Annotated in this window: 16 protein-coding genes; 9 read left to right on the forward strand and 7 right to left on the reverse strand. The window is 73.9% G+C overall.

The window, feature by feature from the left end; all coding sequences use genetic code 11:
- The first annotated feature begins 21 nt into the window (after positions 1-21).
- Together ahcY and BTM25_RS06905 are read left to right on the forward strand one after the other, a co-directional pair.
- Positions 22-1278: an adenosylhomocysteinase gene (gene ahcY, locus BTM25_RS06900; RefSeq protein WP_268877639.1), complete on the forward strand. Its 1257-nt coding sequence runs from the start codon at positions 22-24 to the stop codon at positions 1276-1278.
- Positions 1279-1336: 58 nt separating this feature from the next.
- Positions 1337-2452, forward strand: a complete 1116-nt coding sequence (locus BTM25_RS06905; protein ID WP_103561865.1) for a hypothetical protein — start codon at positions 1337-1339, stop codon at positions 2450-2452.
- Between the two features lie 102 nt (positions 2453-2554).
- On the opposite strand, the gene BTM25_RS06910 is transcribed toward BTM25_RS06905, so the two are convergent.
- Entirely contained in the window at positions 2555-3718 is a 1164-nt protein-coding gene (locus BTM25_RS06910) for a S8 family peptidase (protein WP_103562806.1), read from the reverse strand.
- A 212-nt stretch (positions 3719-3930) separates the two neighbouring features.
- Between BTM25_RS06910 and BTM25_RS06915 the strand changes: the two genes are divergently transcribed.
- Genes BTM25_RS06915 through BTM25_RS06930 form a run of 4 tightly spaced genes read left to right on the forward strand, consistent with a single transcriptional unit; the run spans position 3931 to position 6536 of the window.
- Positions 3931-4512 carry a hypothetical protein gene (locus BTM25_RS06915; protein ID WP_103561866.1) on the forward strand — a complete coding sequence of 194 codons (582 nt, stop codon included), beginning with the start codon at positions 3931-3933 and terminating at the stop codon, positions 4510-4512.
- A gap of 51 nt (positions 4513-4563) precedes the next feature.
- Entirely contained in the window at positions 4564-5391 is an 828-nt protein-coding gene (locus tag BTM25_RS06920; RefSeq protein WP_103561867.1) for an MBL fold metallo-hydrolase, read from the forward strand.
- A gap of 5 nt (positions 5392-5396) precedes the next feature.
- A complete protein-coding gene (locus BTM25_RS06925; RefSeq protein ID WP_103561868.1) occupies positions 5397-6053 on the forward strand; it encodes a phosphodiesterase in 657 nt (218 codons plus the stop codon).
- 36 nt (positions 6054-6089) lie between these two features.
- Entirely contained in the window at positions 6090-6536 is a 447-nt protein-coding gene (locus BTM25_RS06930; protein ID WP_103561869.1) for a hypothetical protein, read from the forward strand.
- A 425-nt stretch (positions 6537-6961) separates the two neighbouring features.
- Here the strand turns inward: BTM25_RS06930 and BTM25_RS06935 are convergent, their stop codons facing one another.
- Positions 6962-8047, reverse strand: a complete 1086-nt coding sequence (locus BTM25_RS06935; RefSeq protein WP_103561870.1) for an RDD family protein — start codon at positions 8045-8047, stop codon at positions 6962-6964.
- 52 nt (positions 8048-8099) lie between these two features.
- Between BTM25_RS06935 and BTM25_RS06940 the strand changes: the two genes are divergently transcribed.
- Positions 8100-9095 carry a stage II sporulation protein M gene (locus BTM25_RS06940; RefSeq protein ID WP_103561871.1) on the forward strand — a complete coding sequence of 332 codons (996 nt, stop codon included), beginning with the start codon at positions 8100-8102 and terminating at the stop codon, positions 9093-9095.
- Here the strand turns inward: BTM25_RS06940 and BTM25_RS06945 are convergent.
- From BTM25_RS06945 to BTM25_RS06965, 5 genes are read right to left on the reverse strand one after another with little or no spacing between them, the layout of a single operon-like run.
- Positions 9092-10384 (reverse strand): DUF58 domain-containing protein, encoded by a 1293-nt coding sequence (locus BTM25_RS06945; protein ID WP_103561872.1) that lies wholly within the window; start codon positions 10382-10384, stop codon positions 9092-9094. The two genes, BTM25_RS06940 and BTM25_RS06945, sit on opposite strands and share 4 nt — an antisense overlap.
- Entirely contained in the window at positions 10384-11361 is a 978-nt protein-coding gene (locus tag BTM25_RS06950; protein WP_103561873.1) for an AAA family ATPase, read from the reverse strand. The genes BTM25_RS06945 and BTM25_RS06950 overlap by 1 nt, the downstream gene beginning before the upstream one ends.
- Positions 11358-12518: a DUF4350 domain-containing protein gene (locus BTM25_RS06955; protein ID WP_235828272.1), complete on the reverse strand. Its 1161-nt coding sequence runs from the start codon at positions 12516-12518 to the stop codon at positions 11358-11360. Before BTM25_RS06955 ends, BTM25_RS06950 begins: the two co-directional genes overlap by 4 nt.
- Positions 12515-13174 carry a DUF4129 domain-containing protein gene (locus BTM25_RS06960; RefSeq protein ID WP_235828273.1) on the reverse strand — a complete coding sequence of 220 codons (660 nt, stop codon included), beginning with the start codon at positions 13172-13174 and terminating at the stop codon, positions 12515-12517. The genes BTM25_RS06955 and BTM25_RS06960 overlap by 4 nt, the downstream gene beginning before the upstream one ends.
- The gene (locus BTM25_RS06965; protein WP_103561875.1) at positions 13171-14157 is read right to left on the reverse strand and encodes a hypothetical protein; all 987 of its coding nucleotides are present in this window, start codon (positions 14155-14157) and stop codon (positions 13171-13173) included. Before BTM25_RS06965 ends, BTM25_RS06960 begins: the two co-directional genes overlap by 4 nt.
- A 272-nt stretch (positions 14158-14429) precedes the next feature.
- On the opposite strand from BTM25_RS06965, the gene mtrA reads away from it, so the two are divergent.
- Both mtrA and mtrB read left to right on the forward strand, forming a co-directional pair.
- Entirely contained in the window at positions 14430-15107 is a 678-nt protein-coding gene (mtrA, locus tag BTM25_RS06970) for an MtrAB system response regulator MtrA (RefSeq protein ID WP_103561876.1), read from the forward strand.
- Positions 15108-15148: 41 nt separating this feature from the next.
- Positions 15149-16723 carry an MtrAB system histidine kinase MtrB gene (gene mtrB / locus BTM25_RS06975; RefSeq protein WP_407923377.1) on the forward strand — a complete coding sequence of 525 codons (1575 nt, stop codon included), beginning with the start codon at positions 15149-15151 and terminating at the stop codon, positions 16721-16723.
- Positions 16724-16734: the final 11 nt, after the last annotated feature.

Here is a 16734-nt window from a genome sequence, read left to right on the forward strand (position 1 = left end):
GAAGGCACAGGGAGGTCGAGGGTGAGCGACGTCGCCGACATGGCGCTGGCCGGCTCGGGGGTGGGCCGCATCGAGTGGGCCGACCGGTCGATGCCGGTGCTGCGGCTGATCCGCGAGCGGTTCGCGGCGGACCGTCCGCTGGACGGGTGGCGCATCGCGGCGTGCATGCACGTCACGACGGAGACCGCGAACCTCATCCGGACGCTCCAGGCGGGCGGCGCGCACGTTTCGCTGGCGGCGTCGAACCCGCTGTCCACGCAGGACGACACGGCCGCCGCGCTCGCCGTCGAGTACGGCGCTTCGGTGTTCGCCCGGTCGGGTGTGGACCGCGACGGTTATTACCGGCACATCCACCAAGCATTGGAGATCGGCCCCGACCTGGTGCTGGACGACGGCTGCGACCTCGTCAACCTCCTGCACTTGGAGCGGACGGATCTGCTCGGCGCGGTGAAGGGCGGCTGCGAGGAGACGACGACGGGCGTCATCCGGCTGCACCAGATGGCGCGCGAGGGCGCGCTGAAGTTCCCGATGGTGGCGGTCAACGACACCGACACCAAGCACATGTTCGACAACAGGTACGGGACGGGCCAGTCCACGCTGGACGGCATCATCCGCGCCACGAACACCTTGCTGGCGGGCAAGACGATCGTCATCGCGGGGTTCGGCTACTGCGGACGCGGTCTCGCCGAGCGGGCCAGGGGCCTCGGCGCGCGTGTCGTCGTGACCGAGATCGACCCGGTGAAGGCGCTGGACGCGGTGCTGCAGGGCTTCGCGGTCGAGCCGATGGACGACGCCTGCCGCCACGGTGACGTCTTCATCACCGTGACGGGCAACCGGGACGTAATCCGCGGCGAGCACCTGGCGGCGATGAAGGACGGCGCGATCCTCGCGAACTCCGGCCACTTCGATGTGGAGATCGACGTCCGGGCGCTGGCGGACCTCGCGGTGGCGGTTAATCCGGGCGTCCGCCCGCAGGCCGACGAGTACGTGCTCGCCGACGGCCGCCGCCTGGTGCTGCTGGCGGAAGGACGTCTGGTCAACCTGGCCGCCGCCGAGGGCCATCCGGCGGCCGTCATGGACATGTCGTTCGCCGACCAGGCGCTGACCTGTGCGTGGCTGGCCGAGGCGCACGCGGGGCTGGCGGCGGCCGTCCACGACGTCCCGAAAGAGATCGACACCGAGGTCGCGCGGCTCAAGCTCGCGTCGATGGCCATCGGAATCGACAGCCTGACGCCCGATCAGGAGGAATACCTCCGCTCCTGGCGACTCGGGTCCTGAACGCTCCGGATTGTCAGTCTTCCGGCGGTAAGTGGCGGGACGCGTTACCGTTTCGCGGGTGGACGACGGCACGGGCGACGCGGCACTGGCCGACCTGATCCAGGAGGGCCGTCCCGGACCGGCGGAGCCCGAACGCCTCGGCCGACACGACGTCCTGGTGGAGCGCGCGGGCCTCGGGACCAGCGTCTACCTGGTGAAACACGGGCGAGTCCTCACGCTCCGCGCCAACCACGGCTACCGCGAGGACGTCGCCGAAGCCCTGCTCGACGCCGTCGCGGACCTCATGGCCGACGACCTGGGCCCGGTCGTGCGGCTGCGGCCCCTGTCCGTGCCGGGCTTCCCCCTCGACCGCGCCGCGCTGCTCGGCCCCGGCGAGACCGACTTCTTCGCGCGCCGGCCGGGTCTCGCCGAACGCGGGCTCCAGGTCGTCCCGGTGCATCGCGGCGAGGCGATGGACGGCGAGAGCGCGGCGGAGTTCCGCTGGGCGGTCTTCGGCCGGGGCCTCGGGCTGCGCGAGGCGCACTGGGACCGGGCGCCCGAGCCGCGCGCGGTGCTCGTCCGGGGACGGCGGCGACCCGCGACCGTCCGGGCCCGGACGGTCCTGGACCGCGAAGCGCCCGCGCTCCTCGACGGCCGTGACCTGTGCGTTCGCGACATGCGCGGCCACGAGCTGCGGCTCGTCCGCGAGTGGGACCGGCTGCGCGGCACGCTGATTGAGGCCGGCGGCGACCCGCTGCCGGTGGACGTCCCGCGCCTCGGCGCGTGGGCCGTGCTCGGCCCGCTGTTCTTCGGCGCCGACCCCGCCGATGTCGTCCGGATCGCGCCCGGCGACCCCGAACCGATGCTGGAGATCCGCGTCGCCGACCCCGGGCGGGGCCGCGCGGATGTCGAGATGCACCCCGAGACGCTGGACGCGTGCCTGGCGTGGGTGCGGGCGCTGACGCCGGAGAACGGAGCGTTCCTCGTGTTCGCGGGCCAGTCCGGTGGCGTCGTGCAGATGGTGTGGGAGGACGACGGGCTCTGGCTGGAGACGCCCGAGCCCGAACGGCGCCGCTCGCGCGGACGGCACGCGTCCCTGGACGAGGCCGAGCGCATGGTCGAGATCCTGGCCCGCGACGACCGGGTGGCCGTGGACGAGCTGGGCGGCCTCACCGAGATCCCGCTGGACGTCTGACGCGGCCGGGACGGGCCCCCGAGCGCCCGTCCCGGCGGTACGGCACGGGCCCCGGCGCCGGAGGGGCGACGCCGGGACCCGGGACGTTCTCCCTGTGCGGGGTCAGAGAGAACGCTTGTTCAGAAGGAGGTTCGGGGTCCCCGCGGGGACGCCGGACAGGACGTTCGGGGTGGCGTTCGCCGTCAGCCACGACCGGATCGTGGCGTAGGACGCGTTGCCGTAGGTGGCCTTGTAGAGCGCGGCGGTGCCGGTCACGTGCGGCGTCGCCATCGACGTGCCGCTAATCGTGTTGGTGCCGCCGTTCAGCCAGTCGGAGGTGATGTTCGTCCCGGGGGCGTACAGGTCGACGCAGCTCCCGACGTTGGTGTAGCTGGCGCTGGCGTCGGAGCTGGTGCTCGCCGCGACGACCGTGGCGTTCGCGGCACCCGACGGCGAGCTGTTGCAGGCGTCCTGGCCGTAGGAGTTCCCCGCCGCGACGGCGAGGAACACCCCCGAGTTGGCCAGGTTGTTCGCGGCCGTGTTCACCGACGACGAGAATCCGCCGCCGAGCGACATGTTCGCCACCGCCGGGTTGGAGTGGTTGGTCGCGACCCAGTTCATGCCGGCGATGACCTGCGAATACGTGCCGCTGCCATTGCAGTCCAGGACCTTCACGCCGCGCAGGTAGACGCCCTTGGCCACGCCGTAGGCCGTCCCGCCGACCGTCCCGGCGACGTGCGTGCCGTGGCCGTTGCAGTCGGCCGCGCTGCCGCCGACGGCGTTGTAGACGTTGCTGGCCCGGCTGCCGAAGTCGGAGTTCGGGAGCGAGATGCCCGTGTCGATGATGTAGGCGTAGACGCCCGCGCCCGTCGAGTTGTAGGTGTAGCTGGCCGACAGCGGCAGGTTCGTCTGGTCGATGCGGTCAAGGCCCCAGGACGGCGGGTTGAACTGCGTCGTGGACGCGCGGACATAGCCGTCCTGCTCGATGGACGCGACGCCGCGCGTGCGGCGCAGCGCGTCGAGCTGGCTCGCGGAGAGTTTCGCCGAGAATCCGTTCAGCACCTTCCCGAACGTCCGCGCGGCGGTGATGTTGCGCTTGCGGGTCGTCGCGCTGACGGACACGCCGGATTTCAACGTCACGATGTACTGCCCGTTCACGCCGGTGCCGGGTGCGGCGAGCGTGAGGGGGGCGGTGAGGGTCGCGGCCTGAGCCGGGGTCACCGAAACGGCCACCAGGGACGCCGCGGCCGGACCGGCCAGCAGCGCCGCGAGCAGGGACTTTCTCATCAGGACTCCGTTCGTGCGAGAGGACCGGCGCGGCCGGGGGACCGGCCGGTCGGCGACGAAGATGATGTGAATCTCGATCACCGCGGGGGAGGCGTCAACGCCTTCGATCCCGACAGAAATTCACTCTGAACGGGCACGGGATTCGATAGGACGCGCCTTTAACACGGGCGTCACATTCTGAACGGGGAAGATCGATGCGATAACGTCCGGGAATGCCGCGCGGAATCTACGTCCATGCCGACGGGGAACTGACGGAGCGCTTCCAGTGCGCCCCGGGACCCGGCGGGTGGCGCTACGTGGGGGAACGGTCCGACGGCGTGCGCACCGATCTCGTGGTGGACGCGCGCTGGCGGCAGATCCGCGTCGAGGTGCGCGCGCCCGGCGGCTGGCTGCGCGGGGGGTATACCGGACAGGCCATGACGTGGGTCCGGGGCGGGGACGGCGACGCGTCCGAATTCACCGCCCGCGCGGCGGGCTTTCTCGGTGAGTCCCCCGGCTTCCTCGTCGCGGTGGCGCGGTCGCTGTCGCTCGCCGACGGGGCCGCGACCGGGCTGCGGCTCGTGACGATCGCCGGGCCGGCGCTCGCCGCGCTGACGGTGTCGCGCCGCGTCCTGCGGGCCGGGACGGACGTCCACACGACCGACGTGGCGCCGTTGCCCGTCGAGCGATATGAGATCACCGACCCCGACACGGCCGAGGCCGGCATCGTCCACCTCGCCGGGGACGTCGTGCTGGACGCGCCCGGCATCGAGCTGGCCGAGCTGGAGAGCCCGCCGAACCTCGTCCGCGCGTAGCCGCCGCCTCCATCGGGTAGGGGCGGCGCCCGCGGCCGAGGAAGGGGACCCATGAGCGCAGTCGAGCCGGAGGACGGCACGCTGACGTTCGTCGGCAATGCCACGACGATCATCCGCTACGGCGGCTTCACGCTGCTCACCGACCCGAACTTCCTGTGCCGGGGCGATCACGCCCGGCTCGGGTACGGGCTGACGACTCGCCGTCTGAAGGACCCGGCGTGCACGCCCGACGAGCTGCCCGATCTGGACGCCGTCGTGCTCTCCCACCTCCACGACGACCACTGGGACCGCGTCGCCGAGGAGCGTCTCGACCCGGACCTGCCGATCTACACGACCCCGGCCGCCGCGCAGACGCTGCGCGACCGGGGCTTCCTGGAGGCCGAGGGCATCGGGACGTGGCGGCACCGGACGCTCAGCAAGGGCGGCCGGGCCCTTCGCGTCACGGCACTGCCCGGACGGCACGGGCCGGGGCTGCTCGCCCGGCTGCTCCCGCCCGTCATGGGTGCGCTGCTGGAGTTCGGCCCGCACGGATCGCCGCCGGACCTGCGGATCTGCGTCTCGGGCGACACGCTGATGTACGCCGAGATCGCCGAGATCGCCCGCCGCCATCCGGGGATCGACACCGGGATCGTCCACCTCGGCGGGACGCGGCTGCTCGGCGTCACCGTCACGATGGACGGCCGCCAGGGCGCCGACTGGGTCCAGACAGTCCGCTGCGCGACGGTCGTGCCCGTCCACTACGACGACTACACCGCGATGAAGTCCCCGCTGTCCCACTTCGAGACCGAACTGGACCGACGGGGACTCGGCCGGCGCCTCCAGCGCGTCGAACGCGGTCAGAGCCTGCGGCTGGCGCCCCTCGCGGGCGCGGCCCGCTGAGCGCCGTGGCCGGCCACACGGCGGTCGAGGAGACCGCGCGGCTCCGGCACGCCCGCGCCCTGCACCCGGCCGGGCGGATGTTCGGCGGCACGCTCCACATCGACCCGGACGCCCGGCACGTCCTGCCCGCCGGGTCCGGGCCGCTGGCGGCGGTCGGCGAGCACGGCGTGATCGCGCGGCTGTCCAAGGGCGGCGGACTCCCGGACGGGCTGCCGGACGCGCTCGGCCTCGCGCTGCGCGTCCCGACGCACGGCACGCCGATCGACCTGCTGTTCACGACGTCGCTGCTGCGGCATCTGCCCTGGCCGCGCCGCTCGTTCGCGACCGGGGTGTTCAGCACGCTGATGCCCTACCGGCTCGGCGGACGGATCCGGCTGCTCGGCCTGTTCCCGCTGCGCGGCCAGCGGCTGCCCGCCCGGATCGGCGACCTCGACGACGCCGTCCGCGCCGAACGACCGCTGTTCGCGCTGGCCGCGACGACCGTCGTCGGCGGATGGCGCCCGTTCGCGCGGCTCCGGCTGCACACGCCGCTGGACGACGACCGGACGTTCGACCCGGTGCTCAACGCCCGTCCCGAGGCGCACCTGGCCGGGCCGCTGGTCCGGCTGCGCCGCCGCGCGTACGCCGCGTCCCGCCGGGGCCGCGACGCGCCCGAGCCGTGAGCGCATACCGGGCGCCGGCCGGGTAGGGGCGGGCACATGAACACCATTACCAAGGGCCTCATCGCGGGCGCGGCGGGGACGAGCGCCCTCAACATCGCCACCTACCTCGACATGGCCGTGCGGGGCCGTCCGGCCAGCAGCACGCCGGAGGAGACGGTCGAGCGGCTCGCCGGCGACGCGCACGTGGACCTCGGCGAGGGGCAGCAGGCCGAGGCGCGCAAAGAGGGCGTCGGGACACTGCTCGGCTACGCGACCGGGCTCGCGTCGGCCGTCGGCTACGGCGTGCTGGCGCGGCGGCAGGCGCCGTGGCCGGTCGGCGTGCTCGCGCTGACCGCCCTGGCGATGACGGGCTCCAACGCGCCGATGACCGTCCTCGGCGTGACCGATCCGCGCACGTGGCCGGTGTCGAGCTGGCTGTCGGACGCGATCCCGCACCTGGCCTACGGAGCCGCCGCCTACCTGGCGTACGAGCACCTGCGCTGACGGGTCCGCGCGGTGGGTCGGGGAGGTCCCAGTACGGCCCGGCCTCCGAACGTTCCGGCGGCAAAAACCCGGACGCCCCAAAAACTGCGTCCCGGACGGCAGAGCCCCCGAATGCGGCCAGGCGGCCTGTCGGTCGTCGCCGGATACGCCGCCCAGGCAGGTAGGGGGCCGCTGGCCATCCCGGGGAGGCCCTGGGCGATCGGCGGTCCGCCGCCCGTCGGGATCTCGGCGTAGGGCCCGGCGATGGCCTGCCGACTGCCGGCGGTTATGGCACCGGTCAACGGCCCGTCGGTCGTCGCCGGATACGGCGCCAAGCCCGGTGTGAGATCGCTGGCCATCCCGGGGGCACCCTGGGCGATCGGCGGTCCGCCAGCTGCCGGAGGCTACGACGTCGGGCTGGTCGATGGCCCGTCGGTAGCTGGGGGTTACGGCATCGGCCCGGTCGGCGGTCCACCGGTCGGCGGGGGGTACGGCATGGTGCCCGTCGACGGCCAGCCCGCCGCCGGGGGATATGGCATGGGGCCGATCGGCGGCCCGCCGCCCGCCGGGGGATACGGCGCCGGGCCGGCCGGGGGACCGCCGGCCGTCGCGGGATAGGGCGCCGGGCCACCCGCCATCGCGGGGTGCGGCGCCGGACCGCCTGTCGTGGGGTACGGCACGGGGCCGGACGGCGGTCCGCCGGGCGTCGCGGGATAGGGCGGGGGGCCGCTCGCCATCGCGGGTTCGGGGGGCAGGCCGCGGAGGCGGCGGAGTTGGGCGCGTTGCGCCGTGAGTCGTCGCGCCTCGCGGACGCGGCGTTCCGCGAGCACGGCCGACAGCACCAGTTCCGGCCGCCAGCCCGGCGGCGGGGGCGGGCTGACCAGCGCGCCCACCTGCCCGGCGATCCGGGCGCCAAGCTCGTCGCGGACCTCCGGCAGCAGCTCCCAGAACCGGACGAGGTACTGCCGCGCCGTCATCGCCAGATCGTCCGGCACTCGCGACAGCTCCAGCCCGGCCGCCCATCCCGCGAGCCCCGGCGGCATCACCGCGACCGGCCCGAAGTGGGCGGGGCCCGAGGCGCGCTCCTGGATGACGATCGTCCCGGCGAACACGTCCCCGAGGCGCCGTCCGCGCCGACTGCACAGCGACGCGATGAGCGCGGGGGCGCCGTAGAGCGTCCAGAACTCCAGGAACCCGGCGAGGGCGCGGACGAGCGCCTGCCGGAACCGCACCGGCCCGCCGTCGCCGGCGACGACGCGCATGCCGAGGGCGAGCTTGCCGAGCGTCCGGCCGCGCGTCAGCGTCTCCATCGCGCACGGGTAGCCGACGATGACGAGCACGACCGTCACGAGCGTCACGCCGACGCCCCACGCGGGGTCGGCGATCGAGGTGATCGCGCCGAGCAGGTTCCCGAAGACGCCGAGCAGCGTGAGCTGGAGCATCAGGTCGATGAAGAGGGCGCACGCCCGGCTCGGCAGCCGCGCGACCCGCAGGTCCAGCGCGACGGCCTCGCCGGTCACGAGTTCGGCCACGAGCGGCCCTCCTCCGCGTCGAAGGAGGTCCATTTTGCCGTACTCTCGCCGGGTGGACGTCGACGCCTATGCCGCCGCGCACGACGCGGAGTGGCGGCGCCTGGAGAAGCTCGTCAACTCCGCCCGCAAACTGAGCGGCCCGGAGATCGACGAGCTGGTCGAGCTGTACCAGCGGACGGCGACGCATCTGTCGGTCGTGCGGTCCAGCTCGCCGGACCCGCATCTCGTGGCGCGGCTGTCATCGCTGGTCGCGCGGGGACGGGCGACGGTCGCGGGCGCGCAGGCGCCGATGTGGCGGGACGTGACGCGCTTCGCAACGGTCGCCTTCCCCGCCGCCGCGTATCGGCTGCGCTGGTGGTGGATCGGGATCACGGTCGTCGGGAACGTGTTCGCGGTGATCCTCGCGGTGTGGGTCGCGCGGAACCCGGACGTCCAGGCGTCGGTCGGTTCCGACCACGCGATCCGCCAGCTCGTCGAGCACGACTTCGCGAACTACTACACCGAGCACTCGGCGTCGTCGTTCGCGTTCCAGGTGTGGGTGAACAACGCCTGGGTGTCGGCCGTCGCCCTGATGTTCGGGATCTTCCTCGGCCTGCCGACCCTTTGCGTCCTGTTCGCCAACCAGCTCAACCTGGGCCTGACCGCCGGGCTGATGTTCGCGCACGGCAAGGGCGACGTGTTCTTCGGGCTGATCCTGCCGCACGGGATGCTGGAACTGACGGCCGTCTACCTGGCGTGCGCGGCGGGCCTGCGGCTCGGCTGGACGATCGTGGACCCCGGCCCGCGCCGCCGCGGCGAGGCGCTCGCCGCCGAGGGCCGGTCGCTGGTCTCCGTCGCGATCGGGTTGGTCGGCGTGCTGCTGGTGTCCGGCCTCATCGAAGGCTTCGTGACGGGCTGGGTCCACGTCACGTGGCTGCGGATCGGGATCGGCGCGGTCGCCGAGGCGGGATTCCTGACGTACGTGATCGTCCTCGGCCGCCGCGCGCTCGCCGCCGGGGAGACCGGCGCGGACGACCTGGTCCCCGACACCGTCCCCGTCGCGGCCTAGAGCCGTCCGGCGGCCTTCAGCGCGAGGTAGGCGTCGGCGAGGGCGGGCGCGATGCGGTCCGGCGGCGCGTCCACGACCTCCACGCCGAACGCGCGCAGCTCGGCCGTCAGCCGGTCCCGCTCGGCGCGGGCGCGCTCGGCCGCCGCCGCGTCGTAGGCGGACACGAGGTCGCCGCGCGCCCGCGCCATCGCGGCGGCGCGCGGGTCGGACACGGCCGCGACGAGTACGAGGTGCCGCGCGGTGAGCCGGGGCAGCACCGGGTACAGGCCCTCCTCGATCGCGGCGGCGTTCAGGTCGGTGAGCAGCACGACCAGGGACCGCTGCCGGACGCGCGCCAGCAGCGCCGACACCATCCCGGCCGCGTCGGACTCGACCAGCGCGGGCTCCAGCGGCGCCATCGCCTGGACCATCGCGGTGAGGACGTCCGTCCGGGACGTCCCCTCGACGCGCGCCCGGACGCGCCGGTCGTAGGCGAGCAGGTCCACCCGGTCGCCCGCGCGGGACGCCAGCGCGCCCAGCAGCAGCGCCGCGTCCATCGAGCAGTCGAGGCGGGGGACGTCCCCGACCCGTCCGGCGGACGTGCGGCCGGTGTCCAGCACCAGGTAGAGGCGGCGGTTCTGCTCGGGCCGCCACGTCCGCACGACGACGTCGCCGCGCCGCGCGGTGGCCCGCCAGTCGATCGACCGGACGTCGTCGCCCGCCACGTATTCGCGCAGCGAGTCGAACTCGGTGCCCTGCCCCCGGATCTGCGCGACGTTCGCGCCGGTCAGCTCGCGCAGCCGGGCGAGCTTGGCGGGCAGGTGGCGGCGCGAGGGGAACGCGGGCAGCACCCGCACCCGCCACGGCGCGGGCCGGGAGAGCTGCCGCGCCGCGAGCCCGAGCGGGCCGCGTGACCGGACGACGACCGTCACCGCGTCCCGGTCGCCGCGCCGGGTGGGCGTCAGCGTCATCTCGACCCGGCGGCGCTCGCCGGCGGGCACGTCGATGACGGTGACCCGAGGTGCGGCGCCCGCGCTCGGCGGCCAGACGTCCCGCAGCCGCGCCCGGACGCGCCGCCGTCCCGCGTTCTCCACGATCAGCGCGACCCGCGCGGTCTCGCCGAGCCGCACGCTCGTGTCCCCGGCGCGGTGCAGCTCCAGCGCGCGGACGTTGCCCGCGAACGCCACGTCCACGATCACGCCGAACGCCAGCACCGCCCACACGGCGAGCAGCGTCCACCAGCTCGGCACCAGCAGCGGCAGGAGCGCGCCGAGCAGCGCGAGCAGCCCGAGACGGCCGGTGACCGCCATCAGCGCGGCGCGGGGACGTGGGCGAGGATGCCGTCCAGCACGCCGTCGGCCGTCGCGCCCTCCAGTTCGGCTTCCGGACGGAGCTGGACGCGGTGCCGCAGGGTCGGCCGGGCGAGCGCCTTCGCGTCGTCGGGCGACACGTAGTCGCGGCCCGACAGCCACGCCCACGCCCGCGCCGTCGCGAGCAGCGCCGTCGCGCCGCGCGGCGACACGCCGAGCGCCAGGGACGGCGACTGCCGGGTCGCGCGGCACAGGTCCACGACGTAGGCGGCGACCTTCGGGTCCAGGTGGACGGCCCGGACCTGCGCCCGTCCCGCCGCGAGGTCCGCGGCGCCCGCGACCGGCTTGACCTCGGACAGGTCGGACGGGTCGAAGCCCGCCGCGTGCCGCTGGAGCATCGTGATCTCCTCGTCCCGGGTCGGGACGGGCACGGTCAGCTTCACGAGGAACCGGTCGAGCTGGGCCTCGGGCAGCGGGTACGTCCCCTCGTACTCGACGGGGTTCTGCGTCGCGCACACCACGAACGGGTCGGGCAGCGGACGGGCCGTGCCCTCCACCGACACCTGCCGTTCCTCCATCGCCTCCAGCAGCGACGCCTGGGTCTTCGGCGGCGTCCGGTTGATCTCGTCGGCGAGCAGCAGGTTCGTGAACACCGGGCCGGGACGGAACTCGAACTCCGCCGACCGGTTGTCGTAGATGAGCGAGCCGGTGACGTCGCCGGGCATGAGGTCGGGCGTGAACTGGACGCGCTTGAAGTCCAGCTCCAGGCTGCGCGCCAGCGTCTTGACCAGCAGCGTCTTGGCGGTGCCCGGCACGCCCTCCAGCAGCACGTGGCCCCGGCACAGCAGCGCGATGACCAGGCCCGTCACCACCGATTCCTGGCCGACGACGGTCTTGCCGACCTCGGCGCGCAGCGCGGCCAGCGCGGCGCGCGCCCGCTCGGCGTCCGGGAGGTCGTCAGTTCTGTCCAGGTTCACGAGTCGCGTACCTGCCTTTCCAGATCGTCGAGGAGGCCGGGGAGCGCGACGAGCGCCGCGTCGTCGGCCGGTTCGGGGCCGTAGAGGGCGTGGCCGACCGCGGCCTCGTCGTGCGTCGTCCGCCGCGCGACCGCCGTGACGATCTCCGGCGCGGCGGCCGGGTCGGTCGCGGCCCCGCGCGGGAGGCCGAGCAGCGGGACGAGCCGGGCACGCGCGGACGCCCGCAACGCCTCGGCGGCGCTGCCCCGCGCGTGGTGCGCCCGGTAGAGCCGGGAGCGGCCCTCGATCGTCTCGGCGGACCGGACGACCACCGGCAGCGCCTCGGCCACGACCGGCCCGAACCGCCGCATCCGCCACAGCGCGACCAGCACGACCGCGACCGCGAGCCCGACGGGCAGCAGCCGCCAGCCGAACGGCACCATGTCGCCGAGGCTGCGGTCGCCCCGGTCGGCGCCGGGCGGCGGCAGGTCCGGGACGAGCCACACCGCCGAGGACCGCGCGCCCACCAGGTTCAGCGCGAGCGCCGCGTCGCCCTCTTCGTCCAGGTGGGCGTTGGTGAGCGGGGCGGCGCTGCCGAGGACGGTCACCGTCCGGCTCCCGACCGGCACCTGCACCAGCCGGGCCTGGTCGCCCTCGCGGTAGCAGCCGGTCGCGCCGGCCGGGATCGTGTAGGTCAGGGACGAGCCGAACGCGATCGTCCCGGCCTGCTGTGCGGCGGGCACCGGGCAGTCGGGCGGGCCGCTGTCGCCGTAGGACCGTCCGCCTTCCTCGACCGTCGGCGCGAGCGCGGCCAGCACCCGCGCGCTCGGCGCGACGAGCACGAGGTCGCCGGGCGCGGCGCTCAGCCGCAGCAGGTCCGTGCGGGTCAGCCGGCCGGGGCGGGTCACGACGACGACGCTGTCGGACGTGCTGTGCTCGGCCGCGTCGGTCGTCGTCCGCGCCACGGTCAGCGGCGTGCCGCGCTGGCGCAGGATCTCGGCGAGCGCCCGCGCGCCGTCCTGGCCCGGGGACGCGGGGTCCAGGGCGTCGGCGGGCGTGGCCGGCCGCAGCGCCGCCAGGATGATCGCGACGAGCACGACGGCCAGCAGAGCCCCGGCGACGCCGCGCGACGCGCGCAGCCGCCGCCCGGCGACCTGCCGCGCGGTGGGGACGGTCACCAGCGCGCCCCCTCGTCCGCGCCCACCGGTTCCAGCCGCTGCGGCCGGGTCGCCCGGACGTGCTCGTCCAGGGCCGTGAGCAGCGCGTATCCGTCCGGGCCGCCGGGCCGGTCGCCGTACCAGACGTCGTCGAAGACGCGCACGGCCGCGCGCAGCTCGGCGGCCAGGCCGGGCAGCGCGGCGCCCGCCTCGCGGGCCAGCTCGTCGGCGGTGCGGCCGGGCCGGGGCTCGACCACGGCGCGTTCCTCCAGGTCACGGGCCACGGCGAGCAGGCGGGAACGGATCGCCTCGGGCCACCGTCCGGCGGCGGCGTGCCGCTCGGCGGTGACGCGCAGGTCCAGCGCGGTGGCCTCGGGCTCGCCCGCGAACAGGCCGGGCCGGTCGGCCGGGTTGCGGCGCCCGCGCATCAGCCACGCGACCAGCGCGATGACCAGGCCGACGATCAGCAGAATGACCAGCAGGGACAGCCAGCCGTTGCCGTGCTGCTGCCCGCCGGGGTCGCTCGCGCGGTGCAGCAGCTCGTTGAGCCACTCGGAGAAGCGCCGCCACGTCCGCTCCGTCCAGGACGGCTCGTCGCGGTGGTAGATCGGCTTCTCCAGCTCGCGGCGGGCCAGTTCGCGGGCCTGCTCGCGGCCGATCGGGTCCAGGACGATCATGCGGTCTGCCAGTGGTCGAAGAAGTCCGCGTCCGGGGCGTCCGGACGGGTCCGCAGATCCAGGTCGAAGCCCTCGCGGCGCATCCGCCGGTCCAGGTAGAGCAGCACGATGACCCCGGCGTCGAACGGCAGCACGACCGACCAGCTCACGATGCGCCCGACCGTGTCCACGACCAGCGCGGCGAACGCCTGGCCGCCGGACGGGTCGCCCGCCGACAGCACGATGCTGACGATGATGAACGGCAGCCGCAGCGCGAGGAAGCCCATGAAGATGGTCAGCAGCAGCGTGACGACCAGCGTCGCGCAGGTGCGCCACCAGCCGCCGCGCGCGAGCGCCCGGCCCCGCGCCAGCGCCGCCGCGACGCCGCGCCGCTCCAGCACCGCCGCCGGGACGGCCTGGACGAGCAGCACGTAGATCCAGATCATCAGGACCAGCCCGACCGGCACGCCGAAGATCGCCGTCGCGACGATCACCGGCGGGTCCGCCTCCGCCGCCAGCGCGGCGATCATCGGCAGCGTCGGGACCAGCAGCCCGGCCAGCGCCGCCGCCATGACCAGCAGCGCGGTGCCGAGCAGGGAGAACAGGCGCGGCCGGACGTCCCGCAGAGCCCGGCCCGGCGCGGGCCGGCCGAACATCTCGCGGCCGAGCGCGGGCGCCAGAAAGCCTGCCAGCACGAGGATCCCGAACGCCGACAGCACCATCCCGGCCGTGCTCAGCGTGGCCTGCGCGCCGAGCGAGCGCAGCAGGACGGCGGGGGTGCGCTCGTCGCGGGCGGAGTCCCCGATGAAGAAGTACGCGGCGACCGTCACCAGAATTTGCACGAACGTGCTCACGGCCAGCGCGAACCCGAGCGTGAGGCGCGGGACGCGGCGGATCGCGGCGACGGCGCCGTCCAGGATCTCCGCGACCGACATGGGGCGCAGCGGCACGTCGCCGCCGAGCAGCGCGGCGGGATCGTCGTCCCGTCCGGCCGGTCTCGGCATCTCCGCTCCTCGTTCGGGTCACTCGGCGTCTGGACATCCTGTCACGGCACCGGAGCGGGATCGCCGGATGCGGCCTGCCGGGAACAAAAGTGCCTGAATCGGGGCGAACGTCCGGGGGAACCTGTCTAGACTCCGGCCTTTGAGTACGGCTGTCGTAGTCACACTCCGCTTTTACCTTCGGCTGGATGAGTCATGGAGCAGGTAAACGCAGGTAACCTGGCTGACCAAGGCGTACTGCCCCACCAACCCAACGTATTGCGACGATGAGGGCCATGAGAGGACGTGTACTGGTCGTCGATGACGACCTCGCGCTCGCCGAGATGCTCGGCATCGTGCTGCGCGGCGAGGGCTTCGAGCCCTCCTTCGTGCACGACGGCGACAAGGCGCTCGATGCGTTCCGGGAGACGCGGCCCGACCTCGTGCTGCTCGACCTGATGCTGCCCGGCGCGGACGGTATCGACGTGTGCCGCCAGATCCGGGCGGAATCGGGCATCCCGATCGTCATGCTGACGGCCAAGAGCGACACCGTGGACGTCGTGCTCGGACTGGAGTCCGGCGCCGACGACTACATCGTCAAGCCGTTCAAGCCCAAGGAGCTGGTCGCCCGCGTCCGAGCCCGGCTGCGCCGCACCGATGAGCCCGCTCCCGAGACCCTGCAGATCGGCGACATCACGATCGACGTCGCCGGGCACTCGGTCAAGCGGCTCGACAAGCACATCCCGCTCACCCCGCTGGAGTTCGACCTGCTCGTCGCGCTGGCCCGCAAGCCGCGCCAGGTCTTCACCCGCGAGGTCCTGCTGGAACAGGTCTGGGGGTACCGGCACGCCGCGGACACGCGGCTGGTGAACGTCCACGTCCAGCGACTCCGCGCCAAGATCGAGAAGGATCCGGAACGGCCGGAGATCGTCGTCACCGTGCGGGGCGTCGGTTACAAGGCGGGCCCGGCCTGACCGCGCAGGCCATCGCGGCGCGCCGCCGGGCCGGGCGGCTCCTGGCCCGGCTGCGCCGTCTCGTCGGCGCCGTCTACCTGCGCTGGCGCCGCTCGATCCAGGTCCGGGTCGTCACCTCGACGCTGTGCATCTCGGCGATCGTCGTGGCGATCCTCGGCATGTTCCTGACGCAGCAGATGTCGAACGCGCTGCTGGACGGCAAGATCAAGGCGGCGCGGCTGCAACTGGACGAGGGGCTGTCGACCGTCCAGCGCCAGCTCGGCAACCAGCCCGACAACGGCAGCCGCCTGGACAACGTCATGGCGGGGCTGAAGGCGCGCAGCGGGCCGTCCGGACTGTACGAGGTGTACATCCGGGACACGCGCGACTCGTCGTTCGACGGTTACAGCACCAACGAGCTGCGGGTGGAGAGCATCCCGCAGCGGCTCCGGGACGAGCTGCGCCGCAGCCCCGCCGATACGACCGCCTACACGTTCGGGAAGCTGTCGTACGTGGGCCGTCCGTCCGAGCGGGGGCTGATCGTCGGCGGCAAGGCCGGGCAGTTCGAGCTGTACTACCTGTTCCCGCTCACCCAGGACCAGCGGACGCTGACGGTCGTCAGCCAGGCGCTCGTCGGTGTCGGCGTCGTGCTCGTGCTGCTGCTCGCGGCCATCGCCTCGCTGGTCACGCGGCAGGTCGTGATCCCGGTGCGGCTCGCGGCGCAGGGCGCGCAGCGGCTCGCGGACGGACGGCTGGAGGAGCGCATGCGGGTGCGCGGCGAGGACGACCTCGCGGCGCTCGCGCGCTCGTTCAATGAGATGGCCGCCAACCTCCAGGACAAGATCGTGGAGCTGGAGGACCTGTCGCAGGTCCAGCGGCAGTTCGTGTCGGACGTGTCGCACGAGCTGCGCACCCCGCTCACCACGATCCGGATCGCCGCCGACATGCTCTACGAGAACCGGGACACCTTCGACGACCCGATGGTGGGCCGGTCCGCCGAACTGTTGCAGAGCCAACTGGAACGCTTCGAGTCGCTGCTGGCGGACCTGCTGGAGATCAGCCGGCACGACGCGGGCGCGGCCACCCTCGACGCCGAGTCCCTCGACATGCGCGACCTCGTCCTGCGCGTCGTCGGCGACATCCAGAACCTCGCTGAGCGCAAGGGCAGCAAGGTCCTGCTCCAGTTGCCCGGCGAGCCGTGCATGGCCGAGGTGGACCGGCGCCGCGTCGAGCGGATCCTGCGGAACCTGCTGGTCAACGCGGTCGAGCACGGAGAGGGCGAGGACATCGTCGTATCGGTCGGAGCGGACCGGGACGCGGTGGCGGTCGCCGTCCGCGACCACGGCGTCGGTCTCAAGCCGGGGGAGGGCCAGATGGTGTTCGACCGGTTCTGGCGCGCCGACCCGGCCCGCGCCCGCACGACCGGCGGCACCGGGCTCGGCCTGTCGATCTCCCGCGAGGACGCCCAGCTCCACGGCGGCTGGCTCCAGGCATGGGGCGAGCCCGGCGCCGGATCCCAGTTCCGGCTGTCCCTGCCCCGCGTGGCGGGCGCCGAACTGCGCGGGTCGCCGCTGCCGCTGGTGCCGCCGGGCGCCGGGGGACGGCCCGTCTTCGCCGAACTGGAGGCCGGCGAGTGAAGGCGTGCGCG

It is taken from the genome of Actinomadura rubteroloni (genome assembly GCF_002911665.1).
Lineage (GTDB): Bacteria > Actinomycetota > Actinomycetes > Streptosporangiales > Streptosporangiaceae > Spirillospora > Spirillospora rubteroloni.

Coding starts and splice junctions, on each gene's coding strand:
- BTM25_RS06910 (WP_103562806.1), bottom strand. CDS start 3,718: ATGAGAAAGTCCCTGCTCGCGGCGCTGCTGGCCGGTCCGGCCGCGGCG.
- BTM25_RS06915 (WP_103561866.1), top strand. CDS start 3,931: ATGCCGCGCGGAATCTACGTCCATGCCGACGGGGAACTGACGGAGCGC.
- BTM25_RS06920 (WP_103561867.1), top strand. CDS start 4,564: ATGAGCGCAGTCGAGCCGGAGGACGGCACGCTGACGTTCGTCGGCAAT.
- BTM25_RS06930 (WP_103561869.1), top strand. CDS start 6,090: ATGAACACCATTACCAAGGGCCTCATCGCGGGCGCGGCGGGGACGAGC.
- BTM25_RS06945 (WP_103561872.1), bottom strand. CDS start 10,384: ATGGCGGTCACCGGCCGTCTCGGGCTGCTCGCGCTGCTCGGCGCGCTC.
- BTM25_RS06960 (WP_235828273.1), bottom strand. CDS start 13,174: ATGATCGTCCTGGACCCGATCGGCCGCGAGCAGGCCCGCGAACTGGCC.
- BTM25_RS06965 (WP_103561875.1), bottom strand. CDS start 14,157: ATGCCGAGACCGGCCGGACGGGACGACGATCCCGCCGCGCTGCTCGGC.
- mtrA (WP_103561876.1), top strand. CDS start 14,430: ATGAGAGGACGTGTACTGGTCGTCGATGACGACCTCGCGCTCGCCGAG.